24 protein-coding genes are annotated in these 25,307 nt (G+C 39.4%); 2 read left to right on the forward strand and 22 right to left on the reverse strand.

The window, feature by feature from the left end; genetic code table 11:
* Positions 1-7: 7 nt before the first annotated feature.
* Both hemW and ACSHXM_RS08385 read left to right on the forward strand, forming a co-directional pair.
* The gene (hemW, locus tag ACSHXM_RS08380; RefSeq protein WP_435688301.1) at positions 8-1,171 is read left to right on the forward strand and encodes a radical SAM family heme chaperone HemW; all 1,164 of its coding nucleotides are present in this window, start codon (positions 8-10) and stop codon (positions 1,169-1,171) included.
* A gap of 104 nt (positions 1,172-1,275) precedes the next feature.
* Complete coding sequence (locus ACSHXM_RS08385; RefSeq protein WP_435688302.1) at positions 1,276-2,373, forward strand: SMP-30/gluconolactonase/LRE family protein; 1,098 nt, start codon at positions 1,276-1,278, stop codon at positions 2,371-2,373.
* 73 nt (positions 2,374-2,446) lie between these two features.
* Here ACSHXM_RS08385 and ACSHXM_RS08390 read toward each other — a convergent pair whose 3' ends face one another.
* The 22 genes from ACSHXM_RS08390 to ACSHXM_RS08495 all read right to left on the reverse strand — a co-directional run.
* A complete protein-coding gene (locus tag ACSHXM_RS08390) occupies positions 2,447-2,923 on the reverse strand; it encodes an N-acetyltransferase family protein (RefSeq protein WP_435688303.1) in 477 nt (158 codons plus the stop codon).
* Entirely contained in the window at positions 2,920-3,663 is a 744-nt protein-coding gene (locus ACSHXM_RS08395) for a DNA alkylation repair protein (protein WP_435688304.1), read from the reverse strand. The genes ACSHXM_RS08390 and ACSHXM_RS08395 overlap by 4 nt, the downstream gene beginning before the upstream one ends.
* 14 nt (positions 3,664-3,677) lie before the next feature.
* Positions 3,678-4,763, reverse strand: coding sequence for a 6-phosphofructokinase (locus tag ACSHXM_RS08400; RefSeq protein ID WP_435688305.1), 1,086 nt, complete (start codon positions 4,761-4,763; stop codon positions 3,678-3,680).
* Positions 4,764-4,852: 89 nt separating this feature from the next.
* Positions 4,853-5,623, reverse strand: a complete 771-nt coding sequence (locus tag ACSHXM_RS08405; RefSeq protein ID WP_435688306.1) for a DUF2884 family protein — start codon at positions 5,621-5,623, stop codon at positions 4,853-4,855.
* Between the two features lie 93 nt (positions 5,624-5,716).
* A complete protein-coding gene (locus tag ACSHXM_RS08410; RefSeq protein WP_435688307.1) occupies positions 5,717-6,217 on the reverse strand; it encodes a DUF1566 domain-containing protein in 501 nt (166 codons plus the stop codon).
* A complete protein-coding gene (locus tag ACSHXM_RS08415; RefSeq protein ID WP_435688308.1) occupies positions 6,214-7,926 on the reverse strand; it encodes an Lcl domain-containing protein in 1,713 nt (570 codons plus the stop codon). Before ACSHXM_RS08415 ends, ACSHXM_RS08410 begins: the two co-directional genes overlap by 4 nt.
* Positions 7,927-8,094: 168 nt before the next feature.
* Positions 8,095-9,453 (reverse strand): PEP-CTERM-box response regulator transcription factor, encoded by a 1,359-nt coding sequence (prsR, locus tag ACSHXM_RS08420; RefSeq protein ID WP_435688309.1) that lies wholly within the window; start codon positions 9,451-9,453, stop codon positions 8,095-8,097.
* A 25-nt stretch (positions 9,454-9,478) separates the two neighbouring features.
* Entirely contained in the window at positions 9,479-11,497 is a 2,019-nt protein-coding gene (gene prsK, locus ACSHXM_RS08425) for an XrtA/PEP-CTERM system histidine kinase PrsK (RefSeq protein WP_435688310.1), read from the reverse strand.
* Positions 11,498-11,540: 43 nt separating this feature from the next.
* On the reverse strand, positions 11,541-12,665 hold the full coding sequence (locus tag ACSHXM_RS08430) for a beta-ketoacyl-ACP synthase III (protein ID WP_435688311.1): 1,125 nt from the start codon (positions 12,663-12,665) through the stop codon (positions 11,541-11,543).
* A gap of 124 nt (positions 12,666-12,789) precedes the next feature.
* Positions 12,790-13,743 (reverse strand): hypothetical protein, encoded by a 954-nt coding sequence (locus tag ACSHXM_RS08435; RefSeq protein ID WP_435688312.1) that lies wholly within the window; start codon positions 13,741-13,743, stop codon positions 12,790-12,792.
* A gap of 10 nt (positions 13,744-13,753) precedes the next feature.
* Positions 13,754-14,455 carry a hypothetical protein gene (locus ACSHXM_RS08440; RefSeq protein ID WP_435688313.1) on the reverse strand — a complete coding sequence of 234 codons (702 nt, stop codon included), beginning with the start codon at positions 14,453-14,455 and terminating at the stop codon, positions 13,754-13,756.
* Complete coding sequence (locus ACSHXM_RS08445) at positions 14,448-14,990, reverse strand: RNA polymerase sigma factor (protein WP_435688314.1); 543 nt, start codon at positions 14,988-14,990, stop codon at positions 14,448-14,450. Before ACSHXM_RS08445 ends, ACSHXM_RS08440 begins: the two co-directional genes overlap by 8 nt.
* Positions 14,991-15,097: 107 nt before the next feature.
* Complete coding sequence (locus ACSHXM_RS08450; protein WP_435688315.1) at positions 15,098-16,009, reverse strand: LysR substrate-binding domain-containing protein; 912 nt, start codon at positions 16,007-16,009, stop codon at positions 15,098-15,100.
* Between the two features lie 67 nt (positions 16,010-16,076).
* Positions 16,077-17,570 (reverse strand): methyl-accepting chemotaxis protein, encoded by a 1,494-nt coding sequence (locus ACSHXM_RS08455; protein ID WP_435688316.1) that lies wholly within the window; start codon positions 17,568-17,570, stop codon positions 16,077-16,079.
* A gap of 349 nt (positions 17,571-17,919) precedes the next feature.
* A complete protein-coding gene (locus ACSHXM_RS08460; protein WP_435688317.1) occupies positions 17,920-18,834 on the reverse strand; it encodes a porin in 915 nt (304 codons plus the stop codon).
* A gap of 281 nt (positions 18,835-19,115) precedes the next feature.
* Entirely contained in the window at positions 19,116-20,450 is a 1,335-nt protein-coding gene (locus ACSHXM_RS08465) for a tetratricopeptide repeat protein (RefSeq protein ID WP_435688318.1), read from the reverse strand.
* 4 nt (positions 20,451-20,454) lie between these two features.
* Positions 20,455-21,063 carry an energy transducer TonB gene (locus ACSHXM_RS08470; RefSeq protein WP_435688325.1) on the reverse strand — a complete coding sequence of 203 codons (609 nt, stop codon included), beginning with the start codon at positions 21,061-21,063 and terminating at the stop codon, positions 20,455-20,457.
* Between the two features lie 32 nt (positions 21,064-21,095).
* Positions 21,096-21,503, reverse strand: coding sequence for an ExbD/TolR family protein (locus tag ACSHXM_RS08475; RefSeq protein ID WP_235311970.1), 408 nt, complete (start codon positions 21,501-21,503; stop codon positions 21,096-21,098).
* Between the two features lie 32 nt (positions 21,504-21,535).
* Positions 21,536-22,060 carry a MotA/TolQ/ExbB proton channel family protein gene (locus ACSHXM_RS08480; protein ID WP_435688319.1) on the reverse strand — a complete coding sequence of 175 codons (525 nt, stop codon included), beginning with the start codon at positions 22,058-22,060 and terminating at the stop codon, positions 21,536-21,538.
* An 8-nt stretch (positions 22,061-22,068) separates the two neighbouring features.
* Positions 22,069-23,466 (reverse strand): MotA/TolQ/ExbB proton channel family protein, encoded by a 1,398-nt coding sequence (locus ACSHXM_RS08485; protein WP_435688320.1) that lies wholly within the window; start codon positions 23,464-23,466, stop codon positions 22,069-22,071.
* A 12-nt stretch (positions 23,467-23,478) separates the two neighbouring features.
* On the reverse strand, positions 23,479-24,264 hold the full coding sequence (locus ACSHXM_RS08490) for a DUF3450 domain-containing protein (protein WP_435688321.1): 786 nt from the start codon (positions 24,262-24,264) through the stop codon (positions 23,479-23,481).
* A 763-nt stretch (positions 24,265-25,027) separates the two neighbouring features.
* The coding region (locus ACSHXM_RS08495) for a hypothetical protein (protein ID WP_435688322.1) at positions 25,028-25,307 on the reverse strand (280 nt) is incomplete at its 5' end.

The raw sequence follows: 25,307 nt of genomic DNA on the forward strand, positions 1-25,307 counted from the left end.
TTTGGTAATGCCCTCTTGCAATGTAAAACTAAAGAATCCACCTCTAGCGTTATACATTCATATTCCTTGGTGTGTGCAAAAATGTCCCTACTGTGACTTCAACTCACATGGACAAAAAAATCAGCAGTTACCCGAGTCAGAATACATTAGTCATTTATTAGATGACTTGGCGCAGGATGCAAAATTAGTAGGCCAGCGGCTCATACATAGTATTTTTATTGGTGGAGGCACGCCGAGTTTGTTTTCGGCAAATGCAATTCATACCTTATTAGAAGGGGTGAAACAAAGAGTTAATCTTTCACCCAATGCAGAGGTAACCATGGAAGCTAACCCTGGTACCTTTGAAGAGCAAAAATTTGCCGATTTTGTAAAGGCTGGAATCACACGTTTGTCTATTGGGGTACAGAGCTTTCAAACTGATAAACTCACCCAACTAGGACGAATTCATGACGATCTACAAGCTAAAGCCGCGGCACATACAGCGCAAAAAATTGGACTAGATAGTTTTAATTTAGACTTAATGCATGGTTTACCGAAGCAAAATGTAGACGACGCAATTTTTGACTTAGAACAAGCAATCAATCAATCTCCCCCCCATTTATCTTGGTATCAACTCACCATTGAACCAAATACACAATTTCATTCTAAACCGCCTAAATTACCTGAAGATGAGTTGTTATGGGATATCCAAGAAAAAGGCCATGCTCTGTTAACAGACAATGGATATGAGCAATACGAAATATCAGCCTATAGCAAAACGGGTTACCAGTGTCAGCACAACCTAAATTATTGGCGGTTTGGTGATTATCTCGGTATTGGTTGTGGCGCCCATGGAAAAATTACGCTGACTGAAAAACAACAAATCATTCGCACGGTAAAGGTAAAACATCCCAAAGGATATATGGACCTCACGCGTCCCTACTTAAGTGATTCAAAACCCATAGTACAAGATGAGTTAGCATTTGAATTTTTTATGAACCGTTTTAGGTTAGTAGAACCTTGCCCTAAATCAGACTTTGAAGATTTCACCGGTACAACGCTTGATCATAACACCCGTGCTAATTTGAAAACGGCTATATCAAAAGGTTTACTGCTTGAAACAAGTGAATACTGGCAGGTAACACCTTTGGGAAGACGTTACCTTAACTCACTTTTAGAAATGATGGTTTAGCCCCAAAGTTACACATAATAACACCTCAATAATATTCAATAGTTTAAAATTAATTATTTAAAGGTTAATATTTGTTTTTCCTTTAAATAAGTGCACTAAGAATCATGGTTAAAAATTCTAAAAATAAAATACTGTTCGCAACGCTGCTGTTAAGTGTGTTTGGATTAACTGGATGTAATACAGGATCTGAGTCTAATACGGGAAAAACTGCGCTTACCAACCAATTCGACGGTAAAAAAATGCTACCTGTGGGGAGCAGTATTGGCCACATTGAGATTTTGTCTGACAAAGCTTACGATTTATTAGCTAAAAACTTAGAAATTAAAGTCGAGGCAAACAATTTTAATTGGATGGAAGGTCCTTTATGGGTAGAAAAAGGCCAATTTTTACTCTTCTCAGACGTTCCACAAAACACAGTTTACAAATTCAAACCAGGAGAAGGTACCTCTGTCTATTTAACCCCGTCTGGTTCAACTAACCTATATCCGGATGATTACTCCAAAGGCTCCAATGGTCTTAACCTAGATAAAGATGGCAACCTATTAATTATGCAGGTCGGCGACCGTCGAATAGCTAGAATGAAATCAGATGTACTCAATCCCGAAGCTGACTTCGAAACGGTACAATCACACTACCAAGGTAAACGTTTTAACAGTCCAAATGATGTGGTTCTGCATAAAAGTGGTTCACTGTTTATCACTGATCCACCTTATGGTTTAAAGAAAATGTTGAAAGATCCTAAAAAGGAATTGCCATACCAAGGCGTGTTTAGAATCGATCCTGATGGCACGCCCACTTTGCTAGACGATGAACTTACTTTTCCAAATGGAATCGACTTATCTCCTGATGGTAAAACACTTTATGTTGCAGTATCAGACGGCCGCAAAGAATTAAATAATGCGGGGATTCATGCTTACGATTTGGATGATAATGGCATGGTCAGTAACAAACGTATGTTTATCAACGGTACACATTTAATCGACCTTCCCGGTGAGCAAGGCAATTTTGACGGTATGGCAGTGCATTCGTCTGGTATTATCTTTGCGACAGCCCCCGGCGGTGTATGGTTGTTAACGCCCGAAGCTGAAGTGTTAGCTAAAATTCGTACCACGCAAAAAAACGGTAACTGCACTTTAACGACTGATGAAAAAACCTTATACATTACGTCAGACGGTTATCTACTGAGCGTAAACCTTAAATAACAACTCACAAGACCGAACTTTAGATAATTGGTGTCAGACCAAACAGCATCAACTATCAGGAGTTCGGATTGGTTTAACTCAAGTTTTCTCGCATTTTGCGACCACCAACTGGCACTAAACCATTTCTTTGATAGAAAGTAAGAGCCGAGTCAAACTCGGGTAAAGGAGGCGTACATAGCTCAATACACTTCCAAGACTCTGATTTTCCGTAGGCCTTTAATTCTGCTAACAACAAAGAGCCTATATTTTGCCTACGAAACTCTGGGCATACGTAAAACTCTTGTATGACTCCCATTTTTCCCCCTGCATATAACGCATGCGTCAAAACATAAGTAGCAAGTGCAATAATCTGGTCATCTACAATAGCTAATAAAGCGGCGTATTTATCATCTCGTATCAGCTGCCGACATAAGGCTGTCGTGGTAACCAAATTACTTTCCAACCTTGCGCCAGTTTTTTGAGTTATTTCTTGGGTTAGCTTACAAACTAGCGCACTAATTGCGTCGGCATCTTTATCATTAGCCTGTCTAAAACGAATATTGCCTATCACCTGCACTCCTTGAGTATGTGTGCTCTTTCTTCTTGAGGCAGTTTTTCTATCGCATAACGAATAGTTACCCTAGGCATAACATCATGATGTTGTTTAAGGTAATTTATTACGTCATTTTTATGGTGCACAGCTGTCACTTTCAACAACCATCCAATACTTTTTTGTACATATTCATCAGGATCATGGATCAATAAGTCACAGTTTTTAAAAACCAATCTTTTATCTAATTGATAGACAGTTTTACCGATTTTACGATGAATAAATTTCACCCAGGCGACATTGCTTGCTCGCCGACACCAGGACACCTCTGAGTATGCCCACTTTTGAGTTTGTTCGATTAGATGTGGGCGCGCTATTAAAAAGTTATACAAAGTTTTCATACACAGATCGTCAACCAAGGCCCAGTTATTAGCGTAGTTTTCTAACCAATATTCAAACCTTTGCAGCAAATCATCGTCATAGTGTTTTTTAACGCTTTTGTTAATGAGCCCATAGGCCAACATAATTTCTTCACTGTACTGTGAAGTTTGAATGAGTGACTCAGTTATTGATAATAGTTCGCTAGGTGTTAACTCACTATTATCAATATGAAATTGTTTAATGATGAGCCTAATATCGGCCGCATTAGCCCCAATACATTGAATGCCATGGGGGAAATAACGCCTTGCAGCTTGGGCTTTTTGAAGCGTACTGACTATAGCAAGTTGCTGCTTGAGGTGTTCTACATATATTTCAGGCAAAAGGTGAATTCGGCTTAATCAAAATTATCATCCGTTACGCCAAAGCTCACACCTAGTGCCCGAGCACTAATAAAAGTTTGATCACTGGTAGTCACCAAACGACACTTATTCGCGACTTGCTCTAAAGGCAAACTTGTCATTTGATTATTTTGCATCACGGCCACTACCCCAAAACTTTTCTTTGCGACTAATGAGGCGGCATAACATCCTAAATTAGTTGCAAAAATACGATCAAATGATGAAGGACTGCCCCCGCGCTGAATATGGCCTAAAGTAGTGGCACGTATTTCTGCATCAAGTTTAACCGCTATTTGCTGTTTGAGAGCTTCTGCGATCCCTCCTAGCCTGAGAGGATCGTGGCTAGTACAAACACGTTCACGGACTGTTAGCTCTCCATTTTTAGGCTTTGCTCCTTCAGCCACCACCAAAATAGAATAATGTTTTTCACACATACGTTTTTCACAAGCACGGATCACTTCGTCAATATCATAGGGGTACTCTGGCAATAAAATGACATCTGCACCACCAGCCATTCCGCCATGTAATGCAATCCAGCCAGCATAACGCCCCATGGTTTCTAGAATCATTAATCTTTTGTGTGATTGTCCTGTGGTTTGTAATCTGTCTAATGCTTCGGTTACCACTGTTGTCGCGGTGTCAAAACCAAATGTACGGTCTGTTCCCATTAAATCATTGTCAATGGTTTTGGGCACCCCCACAATATTCATACCCATCTGTGAAAGTTTATGGCTTACCGACAAAGAACCGTCACCACCTATTACCACAATCGCATCTAATTCTAATTGTTGATAATATTCCATGACTGACTTGGAAACATCTTGCCCCTTGTAACTAAACGGGTTGGCATTGTTACAGGTACCTAGAATGGTGCCACCTAAGGACAAAATACCACTACAGTCTTGATAAGTTAGGGGGGTAACTCTTTGTTCAATGAGTCCTAGAAAACCATCTTTTACACCAATAATATCGGCATTTTGATTTAGCATTAAGCTTTTAGCGACTGAACGTATAACTGCATTTAATCCTGAACAATCACCACCAGATGTTAATATTCCTATACGTAAACCAGATTTACTCACTAAAACATTCCTATTATTAATTAGTCTGAACTCAGGATAGTTCGGGCTTGGAATTTTTTAAAGTTTGTATTGCAATTAACAACTTAGGATCACCATTCATTGCCAGTAGACAAGACATCATAGGATTTTAGTGCTGTTATTGACGACTTTAATTCTTCTTCAATAGCATCTAATTCCCGGAACTTATTACAAAACCATTTAGCTTTGTGTTTTAACATTTCAGCTTTGGGGCCGATTGATTGCTCAATGTTTTCCCCCACACTTTCGAGTTGTTGCGCAATCGCTTGTATTTTGTCTTCTGTACTTTGTTCGTTAGCCACTAAGCCACCGATGGCTGACAACACGCCACCAACAGAAGTACTAATTGCTTGTTCAATTTGTTCTTCTAGTTCTTCATCGACGAGCTCGTCTACTTGCTCTAAGCGACCAGGTCCCATATAGAAATTGTCATTAGCGCGAATAAACTTTTCTTTTACACTGCTTTTGACCCGTTTAAGAGACTTTTGTAATTTCACCTGACTGTCTTGGTCTTTAACTAATCCACTATAAACATTTTCAATCGTTTCTACAGCTAGCTCAACGCCTTCGTTAGCGAGTAAAATCATTTTAGGTACGACTTTATGAATGCCTACAGATAATTGAGTTAACTTATTTTCTTGTTCTTGGTTTAGGTCTATCCAATGGCCTTGGACAAATAATTGTGATGCACCGTTAATCTGATAAACCGTGCGCCCACCTTCTCCTAACACCCTTATTTGTTCAGGGCTCACCACTACACCATAGTTCAACGACACATCACATTGCGATTCAGCCCACACTGAGGAGCTAACTAAGGCGAAGAATAAAATTGCAATACGCATGGCACCTCTTAACAAATCAATTAACTATACTTAAGTGTGCCTTCAAAAATAAAAAAATCAATAAAGGATAAGACAAGACAAGCAAAAGATAAGTTAATCAGCCGTTCGAACCAAACGTGTGAACACAAATAGGCTCTTTTCTTTGATCGAGTTACTGCTATTAAAAAAAGCAATAACCCATGACCGTTGAGGGTCAATCACGGAAGGTGTAGAAGTCCAAAAGTCGTCTGAGGGCGTATTAGGAAAAAATATCTCATTAATGGCAGGGCGCACACAACTACGCTCAGTTAAGCTGGCGAGTTCTTTCACATTTGGCACTCTCCAGCCAGACTTTCCTGCGTAAACAAAACCGTGTGACGCTTGTAATGCTTGTGACCAAGTGAGTTCACTGGCATCACCGGTACAAGTTTCATTTTCCCAAGTTTGCCCTAAACTACAACGCATCCATGTTAAACCAAGGGTGGCATTTGTTGCCGTACCGTCACCATTATCTATATATTCCTCTTCTTGGCCCTCCTCATCAAAATCGGACAAACATGTTTGACTCAACACACTCGTCGTCCATAAAACGCTCAGAAGTATTATATATTTCATCGTCCCGCCCTTACTAAGCGCACATATGCAGCCGTTGATTTATCTAAAAAGTTATCATTACCTGAAGAAAAATCTATTGCCCATGCGTTTTGCGCACCATTGATAGACACTCCATCAGCACTTGAATCTTGAGTCCAATACCAAACAGGTGCTGTCAGCAAGTCTGTGGTATTTGGAAAATAATTTGAATCGACAGTAGGAGCCGCTTGTTGACCAAAATGGACGATAGACAACAACTCTTCGTGAGTAGGAATACGCCAATCTCTAAAATTGCATAATCCCTGTGCATTAACTTCAGCCAGATACTCATTGGTGTTACAAACGGCGAGCCCGCAACTTGCTGCAGTACCCGTGATATCGCCATCAAAACCACCATTGATTTCATCTTGATACCAAGTGTAAGTATGATTGTTACTGTGCAGCGTGGCAGCAACAGCTGTCGTTTTCACTTCCCAAATTAGCCCTGTAATATTGTCTCTAACACAATTCCAGTCTTGAGAAGGATCATCAACTTCATCTCCAACAATATCTAACTTAGTAAAATCAAATCCTTGTTCACCTCGTCCTGCTTTTGCAGACATATTATTGGCATGGATAATATCTTGGCCTCGCTGCCCATCCTGACCAGGGAAATCTCCTAAATGACTTCGGCTTGTTAATACTTGAGTGTTTGATGCTTGTTGATACACACCCGTGTCATTTATAGGCTGAATAGGCAAAGGTTTAACCGTTACTGTCAACGTATCTTCGACTTGATTGCCCAGTAAATCTTGAACTAATAAAGTAAATGTAATGTCTTCTGGCTCAGACACTCTAGGTGCAACCGCATAGGTTTGTAAACTACTCACATCACTAATAATTGGAGTGGTATTTGAGTCATTTAACCATAGGTAGGTTAAGGGCTGAGATGACACGATATTAGTACTGGCAACACCAAATAAATTAATTGATTCTCCTGTAAAAACCTCGTGACTGATACCGGCAGCAACTTTAGGTAAAGTTTGACTGGCACTTTGTATCAACAAATCAACATTAGACGAGTGTTGTCCTCCCTCCTGATCGGTAACTGTCAAAGTAATGGAGACGGTATTTTCATCTTCTAAAATTGGCGTGGTAAAAGAAAGAACATTTCCTTGGGTACTGATCCCGTCCAACACTGGTTCCCCGGCGGTTTGTTGCCATAAATACTCTGCAATGGGGACGGTGTTTGCCGCTGCGTCTGGGTCTAAACTCTCTGCCGCATCTAGGGCAATCGTTTCACCTGCTGGAAACTGATTTACGGCCAAATCCACCATTTTAGGTACACTGAGGATAGCCGTTGGCAAAACATTTATAGGAGATACAGTATAAATAACTTGATCCGTACCACGGTTACCTTTGGCATCAGTGACTGTAGCTGTAAAGGTATATACTAAGGGTTCTGTTGTAATCGGCGCCATCACAGTAGCCGAGCCAGTTGAATTATCTTCGTGGGTGATAGTTAAATTAGGTGTAACGGTCCAACTGTAAGTTAATTCTTCCGATTGCCCGCTAGCTTGCGCATTTAAGGTAATAACTGACTCTTCATCAATGGTTTTATCTGATCCTGCATTCACCAATACTTGGTCCTGAACTTGTTTCGTATCACTTTCCAGCGACCCTCCAGAACAAGCCATTAGGACGAAGCCCAACAAAGCGATAATAGAAAAAGGATATTTCAATATATTCATAGTGATAAAACAAAACCAAATGCCCACAGGCAAAATAAATGTTTAAGTATTGGATAACCAATGCACTTACTATACCAAACTACTCATTTAGTCATTTCTGTTGGCTTTAACGAAAAAAGGCAAATTATAATAATTTGCCTTTTGAAATTGGTTTATGTGAAATTCCCGCTAGACGCCGGTTTTGATATCTTCCAAGTGATACTTGTCAATCAGCGAATATAAAGTGGGTCTAGTCACTCCTAATAACTCTGCCGTTTTAGACATGTTTTTCTCAGACACAAGATAAGCATTACGAATTGCACGACTTTCTGCATGTTCTCGTACTTCCCGTAAATTTAGAGTATTCAATGCAGGGCCATCTTCTTTCACCATAAGACTCAAGTCATCAGCCTGAATTTGACTGCCTTCAGCCATGATCACGGCTGACTTAAGTTTGTTTTGTAGTTCTCGAATATTGCCAGGCCATTGATGTTGTTGCATTGCCAAAACTGCAGAGTCACTAAACCCCTTAATTTTTGTTTTAAATTCTTCGTTGTATTGCGCTAAGAAAGTTTTAGCTAGCAATATCACATCATTATCACGCTCTCTTAATGGCGGGATCATAATACTTATCTCGCCGACACGATAAAACAAATCTTCTCGGAATGTCTCTTCAGCCACCATATTTTGTACATCTCTGTGTGTGGCACAAATCACCCTAATATCCACAGGAATTTCGGCACGGCCACCGACTCGTTCAATGACTCTCTCTTGCAAAAAACGTAACATTTTTGCTTGTAAACCAATCGGCATGTCACCTATTTCGTCCAGAAATAATGTACCGTTTTGAGCAGATTCAATTTTACCCGGTGTGGTTTTATTCGCACCAGTAAACGCGCCTTTTTCGTAACCAAACAATTCACTTTCTAATAAGTTTTCTGGAATAGAGGCACAGTTAATCGCCACAAAAGGTTTATCTTTGCGTAAACTATGCTCATGAATACTACGAGCAAACACTTCTTTACCGGTACCACTTTCACCTAGTAACAAAGTACTAATGTCTGTTTGCGCAATTCGTTCAGCTTTTCGACTAGCTACTAATATGCCTTCACTTTGCCCTAAAATTCGATCCATGGAAGGCGCGACTGCAGCAAGATGACGGTTCTCCATTTCTAAATTATATAAGTTAAGAGCACGGCTGACTAAAATTTGGATGGTATCTGAATCTATGGGCTTTTGATAAAAATCATAAGCGCCTAACTCAATGGCTTTTAAAGCGTTCTGCTTATCGTTGTTACCCGTTACCACTATCACTTTGGTTTGAGGCGCTAGGGCGATTATTTCTTCAAGTGTAGCTAAACCTTCGCTAGCATTTGTTGGATCGGGCGGTAAACCTAAATCTAAAGTAACCACTTTAGGTTCGTGACGCCTAAGTTGGGCGATAGTGGAGGCTCGATCTTCCGCAAATATCACCTCATATCCAGTGAAGCTCCATTTAAGCTGTTTTTGAATCCCTAAATCGTCATCCACGACTAAAATCTTATCCATTTATAAAACCCTTACTTTTTTAATTTTAATTTGCGGGAATACGTAATGTAAAAGTACTGCCAACTTGCTCTTCACTTTCGACTAATAACTGACCACCGATTTTTTCCATATAGGCTTTGGCATCATACGCACCTATGCCCATACCGGCGTTGCCCTTAGTCGTATCAAAAGGTTTAAACAATCGAGTGCGAATAAACTCTTCACTCATACCTGTTCCATTATCTTTTATTTTAACTTCGATAAACTGTTCATCGATAGTTTTTTCAACGGAAATATTTACATTTCCATCATCATTCGTTGCTTGTTGTGCATTACTAATTAAGTGATATATCACATTGCTAAACTTGTCTTCTTCTAACACCACAGGAGTTTCATCTACAATGACAATCCCTGGTTTAGGCAAATATGATGCACAACGTTGTTCTACGACCTGAGTGATACAAGTGGATAACTGAACCAATGAATCAGTTCCTTCAGGACCCACATTTTTTTCAGTTAATTGTCGCAACATTTTATCCATACGCGCTTTAGTATGATGCAAGGTTTCAAAGGTATCTGCAATAAATTCTGGGTTATCTTTATGTTGTTCTGCATTACATAAAATGAGATCAATCTGTGCCAATACATTTTTTAAATCATGCACGACAAAAGCAGACATACGCGTAAAAGCAGAAAATTGCGCGTTTTCTGCTAGTTCATGGGCCGCTTGATGATGAAAAATAAAGTTCGATATTTGCGCCGTCACCACAGTTAAATAATCTCTTAGTTCCCAGTTTAGTTTTTTACTGGTATTTTCATCGCCTTCCATGGTGACTAGCCCCCATAACACTTCTTCTTTATAAATAGGGATAATGAGTTGAAATGACACATCATTTAGTAAGGCATGATTGACTTTTAGCCCTTCATACATAAAAGGTTTAACACGCAATTCGTCTATATCGATTATCCAATTTTTAGCTTGAAAAAAATCGCAAAACTCAAATAATACTTTATGTTCATTGGGACTAACGTGAGGTTTATCAACGTCAGCTAACACCTCTAAGATGCCGTTATTCAATTTAATAAAATTACCTGATTTATATTCAAACGCCTGTATAAATCCGTTTAGGCCAGTGGCGTAAACATTATTGTTAACATCACCTTTATCTAAACAAGTAGTAAGCTTTAGCCATTCTTGACGGTAATCAAATTGATTAGCAAAAAAATGTTTGGTGATAAACACTTTTATTTTGGTTCTAAAACTTAAAGACAAAAATAGGCTGGCTAATAACGCTAGGGACAAGGCAACCAATACTATTTGAATGGCTGTACTCCACTCCCCGCCTAAATACTGAACCACGTAACCCATTAACGCCATAATTAATAAATAGGCACCGGCGACCATGAGTAAAGTGCTATGCATCACCACTTCACGGGAGATATAAATTTCAACCCCCCATGTTTTAACACGGCGAATAGCTAAGATTAGAAATGGAATAAAAACGGTATAAACATAACCTCTAGCCATGACGTAAGAGGGATGAATTTGTTCAACCATTAGTGCGTTAGTAAAGGTCACAAACTCAAAAATACTGGTGGCAGCAAGGTATAAAATAAGTGGTTTAAAAGCCCAAGCATTTTCGCCCGACTGTCGATAAATCACCTCCAATAAAACTAATACTTCTAAAGCAATTATGGTCTGAAGTAAGAATTGCAGTTGTTTATCATGTATGCCGAATACCAATAACATGATAGCAATGATAGGCAGAGACAAAATTAACCAAGTATCCACCCTAGAGATAACATCCGCCAAGGTTTTAAAATAGCCCTTTAAACAAGAAGCTAAAAATAACAGCCAGAATACATTTTTAATATTATCAAATAATAACAGTTGCTCCACAGACATAGCCGGGATAAAGAATGGCGCTATAGACCAAACACAAGTAGATCCTGTAGCCAAAATGAGCAGGTACTTAGCTAATCCCGCTTTTCGAACCGTTAATAAAAGTAATAATAGAAATGCATATCCCACCGAACATATCGCATAACCAATGGTTGTGATCATAATAAAGCCCTTTGTTTTATCCCTAATATCTGTTTCTGAGGGCCTATAATTTTTTCAACACCAAACTGCCAATTGAATAACCCGCGCCAAATGAGCATAACAGCCCATAATCGCCGGCTTGCATATCCTGATGGTACAAATTGAAGGCAATGATAGAGCCTGCTGAAGCAGTATTTGCATAGGTATCTAAAACTATGGGTGCTTCTTGTTTAGAAGGTTCACGACCTAATAATTTACGGGTAATCAGTGTGTTCATATTAATGTTTGCTTGATGCAACCACCAACGATTAACTTGCTCAGACGTAAGCTGATGCCTAGCTAAGTGTTCTGTAATATGTTCCGCTGCCATAGGGCAGACTTCTTTAAATACCTTGCGACCTGCTTGATGAAACAATTTATCCGCAGCAAAAGGGTCACTATCGTTTGCACGACTCACATAACCGAAATTAGAGCGAATATTGTTTGAATATTGTGTCACCGCTTTGGTACTTAAGATTTCAAAGGCATGTTCAGATGTCACTGTTTCTTTGTTTTCTACGACAACGGCTGTGGCCACATCACCAAAAATAAAATGGCTGTCTCTGTCACAATAATTAACTTGTGGAGAGGTGAGTTCAGGGTTGACCACTAAAACGGATTTTGCCGTACCTGCTGCAAGCATTTCATAGGCTCGATGTAATGCAAACGTTGCCGCTGAACAGGCAACCAGCATGTCAAAACCAAATCCCTTAATACCCAATGCTTCTTGTACTTCGATTGCAATAGCTGGGTACGAACGTTGTGTATATGCACAAGCGACTATGACAACATCGATATCATCCGCTGTTTTATTGGCTGATTTAAGCGCAGATTTTGCAGCATGAATTGCGATCTCAGCTTGATCAGACAATTCATCTTCATTTCTTTGAGGAATTAATGGACGCATTCTATGAATGTCCAAAATGCCATCTTTAATATAGGTGTATCGGCTACAAATACCGGACGCTTTTTCAATAAATTCGGCACTTGAAAATGGTTTAGCGGCGACTTCACCACTGTTAATGGCGTCTTTATTGGTTAGATTAAATTGCTCCGCATATCCATTGTACGCATCGACTAACTCTTCATTTGAAACGCTATATTCAGGGGTCCATAAACCAGAGCCACTTATCACTACCGAAGAAGACATATAAACCTTTTACTTTGATTATCGCAATGGGCTTAGCTTATCGGTTTGTAACGAAAAAGTCATTTTGTTAAAAACAAAAAAGTCAGCTAATCGCTGACTTTAATCTTAAACAAATTAACTTAGATTAGAACAAATAAGTGTTGGCTCTACTTAACAACTCATTTTTTTCCAGTTTACCTGTCACACATTGAAGCACATCTTTTTGGTTAAACACATAAACTTTATCATGAGTTTGAAAAGTACTATCGTCATCTGCCTGCATAAAGTCCGACAGAACGAAAGAGATGTTTTCATTCTCTGGCAAGGATTTAAAGCCAGCTCCATAACGACACAAAACTTTACCCACTTTTTCTTCAAATAACGCTAAAGACTGGCTGTAAAGCTTGCTTTTGGCAGCTTGTCGCTTTGTTAACTCTCTTTTATACTCTGTGGTCATTTCTACTTTGTATTGCTTTAATTCTTTAGCTTTTTTAGCTAATTTTTCAACCTTTCTTTCTAATTCAGCAACTTCCTCATTTAACTCTTTACGGGTTTCTGAATCTGAACTTTGTTTCTGAAAATCCAAATCTCGGCGCGTACGCTCATACTCTCGTTTTTGCCATGCTAGTTCTCTTTCTTGTTCAGCCACTTCTCTAATTCTGTCTTGTGAATCATGAACATAATCATCATCGTGACCAACATAAGCTCTTACCATTCTCTCTATTTCGTCTTCATTTATATCTATCTCAATATGATTTTCGCCAGTCTGAATAATTTTAGGCGCAGCGGGTACGTTAGGTATTTGACTTAATATACCGCCTAAGTCGATACCGAAAAAATGCCCACGATGACGACCGGTATCAATATCATACACAACCCCTTGTCCAGCCAAATAGGTGGCCGCATCAGCTCTAAAACGAATGTTACTGCTAGTAGTTCGCTGTTTCAGTGTCGCCTGCAAAATATTCAGCATGATCCCAACTTCATCTCTAATCTCTTGCATATTACTCACTGGCTGTGCATTTTTTGCTTGCGCAGTATTCATTAACAAACCACCTAGAGTTAGAGCGATTACAGTCTTTTTGATTAATTTATACATGGTTTGTACCTCACTTATTAATACTATTGACGCCCGTTTCTACCGGAGTGTCGTATATATCATTTTGTAATTTATTTAATTGACGAGCGTAAAAATTTTGGTCGTCACTACGTTGTTCATTCACATATTTTATTAATTCAGCAAAATCTTCCCGTCGCTCTTGTCGACTCGCTTTAAGCAAATATTCAGTGAGCTTAGCGCTGGTAGTCAATTGTTGTTCTTGCATAGTAGAACTGTATTCATTCAAGGCTAATTGTTGATTTTGGCTAAACTCATTTAACTTAGCGGCTACGATACGATCAATTTCTTGGGCACTATGTTGTTCAGCGAAACTGATCGTCATTGAACCATCGTCAAGTTTGACCTGTACACCCGTTAAAACCATCACTATGGCTAATGCAGACGCGCCCAATGATAGGCTGGGTAATCCTTGCCATTGCCACCACTTTGCTTTTTCAGGTTGAGTAAAACTTGCTTCTCTATCCCAATTTGGCACGACATCATCTTGATAGGACTCTACCTGCACGTTCAGAATATTTGCCATTTCAACCTGCTGAGAAAAAGCCTCATCGTGAATACACCTTTGCTCAAATACCAACCTTTGCTCTTGGTTTAAATTATTGTCTAACCAAAGTCCAAGCAAAATCTCATTACTTATTTGTTGCTTATTTTCGCGGCCAGTCTCGGGGTTGGTTAATTTAGAATTAGACACATTCCACCTCCATTAACATCTTCAATTTATCTAACGCCACATATAATCGTGATTTAACAGTATTGACTGAAATACCCGTTTGATGGGCAATTTCTTCAAAAGTAAATTGTCCAAAAAATTTAAGTTCAACCACTGATTTTTGTGCCAAGGGCAATTGCTGCATTGCCTCTATTAACTGTTTATTTTCCTGATGAGTACTTAAACTGTCATCAACTCCAGGATCGGCACACACAGGTTCTGGTTCGTCCTCTAATCCTTGCATGGGTTTCTTGCGCCGATAAAACTCAATACAGCGAAAATGTGCAATACGAAACAACCAACCTTTAAAACTACCTTCACCTCTGTAGGTCGACAAATTTCGAAAGACCGAAATGAAAACTTCCTGCATCAAGTCCAAGGCGTCTTCATTTTTGCCTGTCATACGCATTCCGTAGTTATATATTTGTTTTTCATAACGCTTGAGCAAATCCAACCATGCTCGTTTATTTCCCTGCAATGCTTTTTCAATTAGCTGTTCATCGCTTTTTTCAAACACTGCTTTAGTTTTCCTAAATTTAAGTTGTTATAGACAAAGTCGAGGGCTATCTGCAAAAAGTTTAGTTTTATAAAAATAAAATTTATATCGTTTCCAATATTAAAAATTTAAACGTTAAAAGTTGGCTTTGGAGTGAGTGGCGAGAATATCTCAGCTAAGTAACGAAATAACCTAATTCGAGTTGTACCATTTCTCCACACTAACCCTATCTCCCGGTACGCCGCTGACTCTGCAGGACGTGACTGTAAACTAGTCGAAAGCAATATATTGCTGTTCAAGGCGAGTTCGGGCATAAAGGTAAATCCCATTTTACTATTCGCTAACTGGATCAAGGTATATAGACTACTCGCTGTTAATGAACTCACCTGTTCCGTGTCCTTTAAACCACACGCACTCACAGCATGCCCTGTCATACAATGCTCTTGATGCAACAAAAATACGCTTTGTTTAGGGAGATCCACCATATCAAAAGGATCTGGCAGCGAATTCAACATGTCTGAATGTGCGACTAAATGAAATGGATCATGACCAATAACCAAACTTTTGCATCCTGGTGTTGCTATGGGCAAGGCTAAAACTAACAGGTCCAATTTTCCTTCATTTAACTTCAGCAATAAATTAGCTGTTGTATCTTCTTGAAGCTGCAGGTCGATTTTAGGCAAATTCAACGAAACTTGTTTAATAACGCCTTCAAACATAAAAGGGGCGATTGTAGGAATAACACCTATTTTTAAACTTCCAGCTTGCCAATCTCCGGCACTGTGAGCAAAGTCGATTAACTCATGCGCTTCATTAAGCAAACGTTTACTGCGCTCTACTAGCTCAATACCAAAAGGGGTAAATACAAAGTTTTTATGTTCACGTTCAAGAATTTGAGTTGAGTATTGGTCTTCAAGATTTTGAATGGCAGTGCTAAGTGTTGATTGGCTAACATAACAACGTTGAGCAGCTTTGGCGAAATGCTGCTCTTGATGTAAGGCAACGAGATACTGCAGGTGTTTTAGATTAGGTAATTTCATCTACATACAAAAAAAGCGATTAAGAACTGAATCTTAAATCGCTTTTTGATATTACACAATTTTATTGTTAGTGATGTTTCAACTTAAACCTTTGAGTAGATTGGCTAATATTCTCAAGTACAGAGGCTAATTCTGTAGAAACAGTTTCCATTTCTTGCGCTTCATTTTGTGAACGCGTACCCAATGAAGAAATACTAGTTAACCCCTCATTCACTCGACCACTTTGTATATTTTGCGAGGTTACAGCTTCATCTACTTGTGAGTTTAACTTGGCAATTTCAGCAAATACCTCTGCTAACTCTTGCATAAACAATTGTGACTGTTTGATTTGTTCGACACTAGTTGTGGCTTTTTCGGTACCCTCAGTCATTGCATTTACCGCAGAATCAGCTGCTTGCTGTAATTTATGAATATTACGTGAAATTTGTTCCGTAGATTCTTGGGTTTTGGTGGCTAAACTTCTCACTTCATCTGCTACCACCGCAAAACCTCGACCCGACTCTCCAGCTCTGGCGGCTTCAATTGCAGCATTCAAAGCCAACAAATTGGTCTGTTCAGCAATGCCATTAATCACGCTCACCACGCTGCCAATATCGTCAGAATCTTTTTTCAATTTAACAATGATGTCCGAGGCAGAATTTGTTGCATCCAACATACTTTGGCTAGTTTTAACATTGTTTACAAACATCTCTAACCCTTTTGAGGTTTGTTCTGTAGAGTTGCTCACGAACTGGTTAGCCTTTTCAACCGATTCGCCAATAGACTCACCAATTTCAGTCATTTCAGTCATGCTACTCGAAACGGAAGAAGAGGTTTGCGATTGTTCGTCTAAACCTTCTTTAACATTACTGAAGGCTTCAAATAGTTTTTGCGTCATATTTCTAAGCTTGCTGACTTCATTGACGACATCACCAATCATATTGCTCAAATCGCTTTGAATTAAACGAAAGTGTGCGGCAAGTTGTCCAATTTGGTCATCTCCCGAGGCCTCTATATTACTGGAAAAGTCACCTTCTGCTATTAAACGAGAGACTTCTGTCACTTCATTCAACGGCTTTAATATTTTGTTACTTATAAACCAATAAAATCCGAAAAATCCGATGACTGTCACGACTAGTAACTGAATGATAGTAAAAGTCAAAGTTGAAGTTGCATAATCACTATTTTCCTGCTCAACAACAGCAAGATTCTGGTTCATTTTATCTACAGCTTCAGTTAAACGTTTACTGGGCTCTCGATCTATTCCTGACACCGCTTTGTCGCCAATAGGAATATTAAACCCGGCGTCAACAAATGCTTGATAACCTTTTTGATACGCACTGACCATAGGGGGATAACTTTTGGCAAATGCAGCTAAATCAGCATAGGCAGGATGTTTCGCGTTCAGCTGAGGTAAAATACTTTGATATGACTTTTGAATTTTATCGGCACGCTGATTAAATCGCCCCCAATATTTATCTCGCTGGCTATCGTCTTTACCTCGAATAAGGGTGTTTTTCCATTCCTGTACCTGAATTTTAAAATCGACGTTTAATGCAGCAATCTGAGAAGCGTACTTCACATCTCCTTTTACCGTGTCCTCATACTTATTTACCACGCCTAATATTGAGCTAAGGCCGAACCAGACGGAAAACGTTATAAGTAAAATAACGCTTGCGAATAACAGTAATAATTTTGTTCTCAAATTGCTATTAATGACGTCGAACATGTATTTAATCCTTAATTCGATACTTGTAAACGATTCACTCGCAAATAATTAAAGTTGCAATACCACTAATCGGCAAGTTTCCTAAAAACTATAGTCTTGGTTATTTAATGACCAACCAAAGGTAAACGGTATTCCCAAAAAAAGCCATTACTTTCAAAGTAATGGCTACACATTTACATTTAATTGAACTAACAATACTTGATTAAAACTTGTGTTCTAAGCCTACCGCTAACCAAGACTGGTCTTCATTTACATCAAAATCTCTGGATGTATAAAACGCATATGCTTTAGTGGACTTACCTAGCTTATAATCTGCACCTAGGCTAAAACTATTATCATCTTCTAACGTTTGGTATTGGGCTTTTAATTTCCAAGCATTGACTGAATATTGAGAGCTTAAAGCCAATCCAGAATCACTATCGCCGGTTGCTACACTTTCTTGACTGTGTGCCACAACTCCCAGCACCCAAGCGCCAAGTTTTGTTTGAGCCACTGCACGCTGTACGTCATATCCCTTAACGTCAGACTCCATAGCGACCCCCGCAAACCACTTAGATTTTTTGAGTTTAGTATCACCATAATACACAGCACTAGTTAAGCTACTATCACCTTCTTTACTGTCTTCAACTGCATAATTAAGTTCAACTGAAAAGCCATTTAAAGACGGGCTAATATAAGTAACAGAATCACTGAATCTATTTTCGCCTTTCCAGCCTAATCCTTTTAAATCACCTTCATAATCATTCATTGTATCAACGGGTTTACTTAAATTCTTAAGTCCACTATTTTTACGGCCAACAATGACTGAACCAAAATCACCTTTTATACCAAGGTATTGGTCTCGAGATTTTATATTGTCACTACCTGAGGCATCAGCTAGATCCACTCCCCATTCAACTTGATAAAAGACAGTTAAACCGTTATCCAAAGCTAAATCACCTTTTGCCCCAAAACGAGAAGCATTACTTTTGAGTTCAGAAAAACTGCCCTCACCATCATCGGTCATTTGAGCTGATATATTGGCTTTGCCATAAACGGTAATTGGGTCAGCGGCAACTGAAAAAACAAGTACACTTGACGAAAGCGCCAAAGCAACAAGAGAATGTTTAAAGTTCATAGAATAATTCCAACATGAAAAGAATAATGAAATGACTATATATGCAAATATAGATAAATTTGAAATTATTATGACACTTTTATGTGACTTTTATGAAATATTAGGTATTAAAAATTATATGTAAGTATATCTTTTTATTCTAAAAGATTGATAAATTAGCGGAAAGAAGAAATTTCGCACAATATTTATACGAATATAGGAATACTAGACTATAAACCAAAAAAAAGCGCCCGAAGGCGCTTCTTATACAATTATTTTGAAGTTTAAGGCATTACTGCAATCTAGCTATCTACTGTAGCATAGGTATCAAGCTGCTTCTTTTCACCTTCAACAAACTTTAACCATTGGGTTGCCATTCCACGACTACCATCAAACTGTTGTGCTTTAGCAAGTTCGTTCATCGCTTCGTTATAGTCACCGCCATTAAAACGCGCCATACCAATCACTAAATGAGCCATACCTTTATTACGTAAACCGCCTTTTCCAATCGCTTGTTGAGACACCTCAATTGCCTGATCCCATTGTTCCATATTCAGATACATTTGACCAAGTTGCGCATACAACTCACCGGTCTCTGACAATTTAGCCGCTGCTATCATCACTGGAATAGCTTTTTCTGATTCTTTTGCAAAATTCCAAGACTGGGCCAAGAAGGTTAAATTACGCTCGTCTTCTGCCAGCTTGCCAGATTGAACAGCTTGCTCCATTAAGATCGCAGCCTTGTAGGGCATTTGATGATAATAATAAAGCTGAGCTAGATTGAACATATCTGAGCCAGTCATTACGTAGCCCAACTGTTCAGCTATTTCCATTACAGCTAACTGCTTGTCCTCTAAGCCTAACTCGCCATACATGCCAGCTAATTGGATCCAATATTTGGGGGCTTCAAACTTTTTAATTAGTTTAAGTAGCACATTTTTCACTTGTTCAGGCTGCTTCAACTCATAATAAACCGCACGTTGTAAAACATACCATTGTTCATCAACCTGAAAACCTAAATCATTGGTTTCTACTTGTTCCACCGCAGCATTAATGTATTTAGACGACTCTGGGTAATCTTGTTTTTGATACATAGCCTGGGCTTTTAATACCAAGTTTTTGGCAGGAATATCTTTAGTCGGAAAAAGAGCAAGCTGAATATCTTCCCATTTCTCGATGAAGGCAATGGTTTTATCGTAGTTACCACGCATCATGTGTAACTGCGCCAAACTGAATAAAGTGGCTTGTTCGAATGTTTCAGGTATCGGTTGCTGTTGTACTACGTTTTCAAACGCTTGAATCGCTTCATCGTAGTTTTCGGCTTCATAATGAATAAAAGCATAAAAGTTATACATCATGGCTAACTCATAACTATTCATCGAGCCTGCCTTTGATTTAACCAAATCTAATACTTCAAAGGCTTCTGCTTGTTTGTTTTCATCAGCTAAAGTCTGGGCTCGTGACAATTGATCGTAAACCTTAGAACGCAAAGTAGGAACCCGTTTGGTTTTACGTTCTGTTTTTGCTTCTTCAGCCTGAGCAACTGTGCTTTGCAAACTGGTAAAAACCAATCCACTAAATAACAGAAATGCAGCTCCCTTAAGCAGATTTAGATTAGACAATATATGCTTATTCATAAGCTTAGCCTCCAATTTCAAATGTTACGCGCACTTCTACACCAGATACTTCCATTGGTTCACCATTCACAACGCGCGGTTTGTATTTATATTTAAGCGTGGCATCAAGTGCCGCTTGGTCAAAAATCCCTGCTGGTGAAGCTTGCAATACTTTTGGCTCTCTAACCGAACCCAATTTAGTTACTGTAAACGTCACATCAACAAAACCTTCTATGCCTCGTTGTAATGCTCGTCTAGGATAAACTGCAGCAACACGAACAATAGGCAAAAACTCCCCATCACCTGAGTCTAAAGCTAGCCCTCCATCTAAAGCGATATCAGCAGCTACATCAGCACCAAAATCCATACCTTGAGTTGCGCTGTCTGGATTAGGCGCATCCATTTGTGGCGGAGCCATATCCGGTGGAGGCTCTTTCGGCTTGGGTGGCTTTTTAGGTTTGCGGTCTTTTTTCTGTACCGCTTCATCTTTTTTCACCCTGACAAAGTCAAGCACACTGCCTTTGGGCGCGTCGGTTAATGCACTGCCACCACTTTGAATCAAGGATTGCATTAAGAAAAACAATCCTAAAGTGACGATACTCGCCAATAGGATTGCAATGGTTAGTCTTGAAATTGTCTGAGGCATGGCTTGTAGCATAACTAAACCTAAGGCTCTTGTGCTGCAATCGAGACATCTAATATGCCCGCGGCGCGTGATGCATCCATCACTTTAATTAACACATCAGTCGTAGCTTTTTTATCAGCTTGGATAACAACTGTGCCTTGAGGGTTTTCAGCATACAAACGCTCAATGTTAGCTTGAACAGCACGCACATCAATTTTACGTTTATTGATCCAGATTTCGCCTTTATCGCTAATCGCTACTAATATATTGGCGCGATCTTTCTTCACCGCTGTAGCTGCTTCCGGGCGGTTTACATCAATACCCGCTTCTTTTACAAAAGAAGCCGTCACAATAAAGAAAATAAGCATGATGAAAACAACGTCCAGCATAGGCGTCATGTCAATTGCGGCTTCTTCGTCATCCATCATGTTTTGAAAATGTTGTTTCATAGTTTTCTCTTAATCTTGTCTACATTCAGTACTTAACGATGGCGTTCCATCATTAAAGCATCTTCTAATTTGGCTCGCTCTGACTTGGTGGTACGTGACAACCAGCTCGAAGCAAAGACTCCAGATAACGCGCCTACCATGCCAGCCATAGTTGGAATGGTTGCCTTAGATACACCTGATGCCATCGAACGTGCATTACCCGAACCAGAAATAGCCATAACATCAAACACTTCAATCATGCCGGTCACTGTGCCCATCAAACCCAATAAAGGACATAAGGCAACAAGTGATTGAATAATCGGTATACCTGCACCTAACTTAAGTGACACTCTAGAAATCATTGCTTGGCGAACTTGCTCGGCATTCCAAGACGAACGTTCGGCTCTAGCTTTCCATTTAGCAATAATCGCTTTTTTGTATTGTTTGTGTGTAACAAACACGTACATAGCTCTTTCTAAAATCATCAACCACATCACAAAAATAAGCGCGCCGATAACCAGTAGGACTTGCCCACCGGTCTCGGTAAAATCTCGAATGGTCTCTAATACTTCAATCATGACGTTGCTTACGCTTTAGTTTTGCTAGATTGAGGGTTTGAATTTTGCGCTTCAGCACGTTCAGCGATAACACCTGCTGCTTGCTCTTGTAAAACAAATACAATGTTCTTACTACGAGTGTTAAGCATGGCGTAAAGTAATGTCATTGGAATAGCTACCACCAAACCAAGTACTGTGGTAACAAGTGCAGTTGAAATACCGCCAGCCATCAATTTAGGGTCACCTGTTCCAAACAAAGTAATCGCTTGGAAAGTATTAATCATCCCAGATACTGTACCTAATAGACCCATTAGAGGAGCTACCACAGACATCACTTTGATAATTTGCAAGAAGCGACCTAACTTAGGCACTTCACCTAAAATGGCTTCGGTTAAATGTAACTCAAGGGCTTCTGTATCTGCTTCTGGGTAATCATCACGGGCTTTCATCACACGGCCTAGTGAATTGTTAGTTTTGAATGTCGTCGATTTTAATTGACGGCTAACTTTAGCACCTTCAATACCCAACACGATGAAACGCCATAGAGCAATTAACAAACCAACTGCACCGACAGACAAAATGATGTAACCAACCGTACCACCTTGTTCAACACGCTCTTTTAAACTTGGAGCTTGAACCAACAACTTAAGAATCGAACCACCGGTTGGATCTAAGCCAAACTCCACCATGTCACCAGAAGATTGTTGTAAAGAGGCTGCGCTCTCACCGTACCGGCCAGCAGGTTGACGAATTAACTCAGCAACTGAACCAGTAGTACCGTTGTAATCAAGGTATTTACCATCGGCAGCTAAAGCAAATGGCCCAACTCGTAGCACTTCTTTGCTGACTTTATTGCCACCAGCTTCTATTACATCTGTAGTGAACTTAGTGACTTTTCCTGATTCAGTCATTTCACGTTGCATTTCAAACCATACACGCTCAATTTCTTCAATAGACGCAAGCTTAGAACTGGCTCCCATTGATTGGGCTAATTCATCCAAAAATTCAGCGCGACCAGGAATTTGTGCCGAAATAATAGAATTTTGAAATTTACTCTTTGTATCACCCGATACTTGTTGTAACACGCCAAACAATTCTTTTAATGAACCTAAACGTTTGTTCATCGCTTCATTTAAGTCAGCCAATTTAAATTCATTTTCTTCAAATTGGGTTTCTAATCTTTCAGATAAAGCTAGAGCAGCATTACGCGTCTGTTTTGCCTGACTTAACATGGCATCTTGCTCAGAACGCTTTTGTGAAAACTCGACTTCACGTTGAGTATTTTGTTGGTTCTGGGCAAACTTCCCTTGCTCTAATTGTTGTAATAAAGCATCTAGATCAAGTGCTTTGTCATCATTAGCATGAGTAAAAGTCGTCACAACGCTAAGGACACAAATTAACAGTAGGTTTTTATTCAATAATTTCATTTTCATCAAGCCTTAGTCTGTCATCGCTACAGGTAGCATAAGTAGGTCTGGAGCCAGTTGTTTCTTGGCCATACGTAAACCTTTAGTAACTTGAGTACGGTAACTAGAATCAAGTGCTTGCCACTTACCGGTTTTCTTATTCCAAGAGCCTTGTAAACTGGCGTCACGGGTTTGATAGATTAATGCAGTACGGCCTACACGCAGAAAGTCAACATCACGCTCTTGACCGTCAATAATATGTAATCCGCTATACGCTTCTAAAGTGCGTCCGTAGTCCATTTCTACTTGATAAGCTTCCATTACACGGCGAAACTTTTCTGATGGAGCGATGTCCGCTCTGTCCATCATTATTTTCAACTCGTCGACACGCTTAGTTCTTTCTTTTGGTAAAAAAGGCACGTCTAAACTAACAAATTGCTCAAGACCTGTGATCATACGCAACATTAGTGGTGTGATTTGGCGTTCAATAACACTCACATCATCAATGGCTGCGTTTAAATCCGCCATTTCTTGCATTTGATTTTTTATTTGTTTAGATAACTGACCGTTATATACGTCTAAGCCAGTTGTTTCTTTATTCACAGCCTTAAATTGCTGTAACTTTGTACCAATCTGGTCAGTAATTTTATTGATTTTTTCTTGAGACTTAGCAGCTGATTGATTAATTTCAGTCGCTTTTTTAACCGCTGGCTCTAGGAACTTTTCTTCCTGAGCAAGACCGTTTGTCGCTGCAAATATTGTTATTAATGCAGCAGATACTTTCGCCAATGCGGTAGGTACCCTGGTTAATTGTTTCATGCTTCAAACCCTAAAAATTGTCAATCAGTGGTTTACTGATTATTCAAAACTGGGAGCAGGATAAGCACTTTGTGTGACAGAAATATTACAATCACATGACAGTAAAATGACAGCAGAGTCATAATTAAAAAATGCCAAATTTAGCAGGCACTTAGACAACTAGCCTTGATAAATTAAACACCAACAAGATTGCATTTATATGACACAAATATAATATTTACAGGGGGGAATTTGCACACGGGAAGTTTTCTATACAAACAAAGCAAACACTTGGTTTGTTTATGAGCGACACTCACTTTATTCACTTCGTTTACCTATGCGCTTTGCTTACCAAGCATTCACTGCGTTCACCTTATGGCTTCGCCACTTTATACGCTTTGCGTATTGTCATCCATGACGTTTTTAACTCGAATCCCTTCGAGCTAGTGACTCTTTTTACAACAGCAAAAAAAGAGTCACCAGAAAAATGCCGCGCTCCGATCAAATTCCTGATCCATCAAATCATTGGCTCTTGTGTCGAAACGGCAATAAGCCGCTCCCAGCTATAAAAGATTGCCTTGTCCGAACGTCCATGTTCGGACATTCGACAAGCCAACAATTTAACGGGGAATTTGTAGTCGCGTAACAATCAAAAGCATGGCGTAGCCACTAAGAAAAACAATTTAACGCCGCGTTAAACGGCAAAGTAAAAAAGTCGTCGGTGTGTATCGGAGCGAAACCGAGCCAACTTTTACTTGTCCGCTTTTTGAACGCCTTGGATATTTTATTTCATCACTTTGTAGTTTGATGTTAGGAGAAAACCACATGCGTAGATTGCCATGGATAGTAAAAGCAAAATTGAACTAAAAACTGAAAAGTATTTGTAAGCAGATATAACTCCAATTACGGGAATAATAAATACAGACGGGAAAGCTATGAGCATTACTGAAACCAGAATCGTTGTGCGCCAATGTCCCTTGGCAAATACTTTAGAATTTTGTACGAAATTAAAGTAATTCGGATACGACAATCTCCAAATGTCCTCTCCAGTTAATTTTAACTCG

The organism is Paraglaciecola sp., assembly GCF_051252315.1.
In the GTDB taxonomy this organism is placed as follows: domain Bacteria; phylum Pseudomonadota; class Gammaproteobacteria; order Enterobacterales; family Alteromonadaceae; genus Paraglaciecola.

Excerpts from the sequence above, each read along its gene's own strand:
- ACSHXM_RS08480 (WP_435688319.1), bottom strand. The coding sequence starts at position 22,060 with ATGATTGAAGTATTAGAGACCATTCGAGATTTTACCGAGACCGGTGGG.
- ACSHXM_RS08385 (WP_435688302.1), top strand. The coding sequence starts at position 1,276 with ATGGTTAAAAATTCTAAAAATAAAATACTGTTCGCAACGCTGCTGTTA.
- hemW (WP_435688301.1), top strand. The coding sequence starts at position 8 with ATGCCCTCTTGCAATGTAAAACTAAAGAATCCACCTCTAGCGTTATAC.
- prsK (WP_435688310.1), bottom strand. The coding sequence starts at position 11,497 with ATGATCACAACCATTGGTTATGCGATATGTTCGGTGGGATATGCATTT.
- ACSHXM_RS08430 (WP_435688311.1), bottom strand. The coding sequence starts at position 12,665 with ATGTCTTCTTCGGTAGTGATAAGTGGCTCTGGTTTATGGACCCCTGAA.
- ACSHXM_RS08475 (WP_235311970.1), bottom strand. The coding sequence starts at position 21,503 with ATGAAACAACATTTTCAAAACATGATGGATGACGAAGAAGCCGCAATT.
- ACSHXM_RS08485 (WP_435688320.1), bottom strand. The coding sequence starts at position 23,466 with ATGAAATTATTGAATAAAAACCTACTGTTAATTTGTGTCCTTAGCGTT.
- ACSHXM_RS08415 (WP_435688308.1), bottom strand. The coding sequence starts at position 7,926 with ATGAATATATTGAAATATCCTTTTTCTATTATCGCTTTGTTGGGCTTC.
- ACSHXM_RS08465 (WP_435688318.1), bottom strand. The coding sequence starts at position 20,450 with ATGAATAAGCATATATTGTCTAATCTAAATCTGCTTAAGGGAGCTGCA.
- ACSHXM_RS08450 (WP_435688315.1), bottom strand. The coding sequence starts at position 16,009 with ATGAAATTACCTAATCTAAAACACCTGCAGTATCTCGTTGCCTTACAT.
- ACSHXM_RS08460 (WP_435688317.1), bottom strand. The coding sequence starts at position 18,834 with ATGAACTTTAAACATTCTCTTGTTGCTTTGGCGCTTTCGTCAAGTGTA.
- prsR (WP_435688309.1), bottom strand. The coding sequence starts at position 9,453 with ATGGATAAGATTTTAGTCGTGGATGACGATTTAGGGATTCAAAAACAG.
- ACSHXM_RS08435 (WP_435688312.1), bottom strand. The coding sequence starts at position 13,743 with ATGTATAAATTAATCAAAAAGACTGTAATCGCTCTAACTCTAGGTGGT.
- ACSHXM_RS08410 (WP_435688307.1), bottom strand. The coding sequence starts at position 6,217 with ATGAAATATATAATACTTCTGAGCGTTTTATGGACGACGAGTGTGTTG.
- ACSHXM_RS08490 (WP_435688321.1), bottom strand. The coding sequence starts at position 24,264 with ATGAAACAATTAACCAGGGTACCTACCGCATTGGCGAAAGTATCTGCT.
- ACSHXM_RS08405 (WP_435688306.1), bottom strand. The coding sequence starts at position 5,623 with ATGCGTATTGCAATTTTATTCTTCGCCTTAGTTAGCTCCTCAGTGTGG.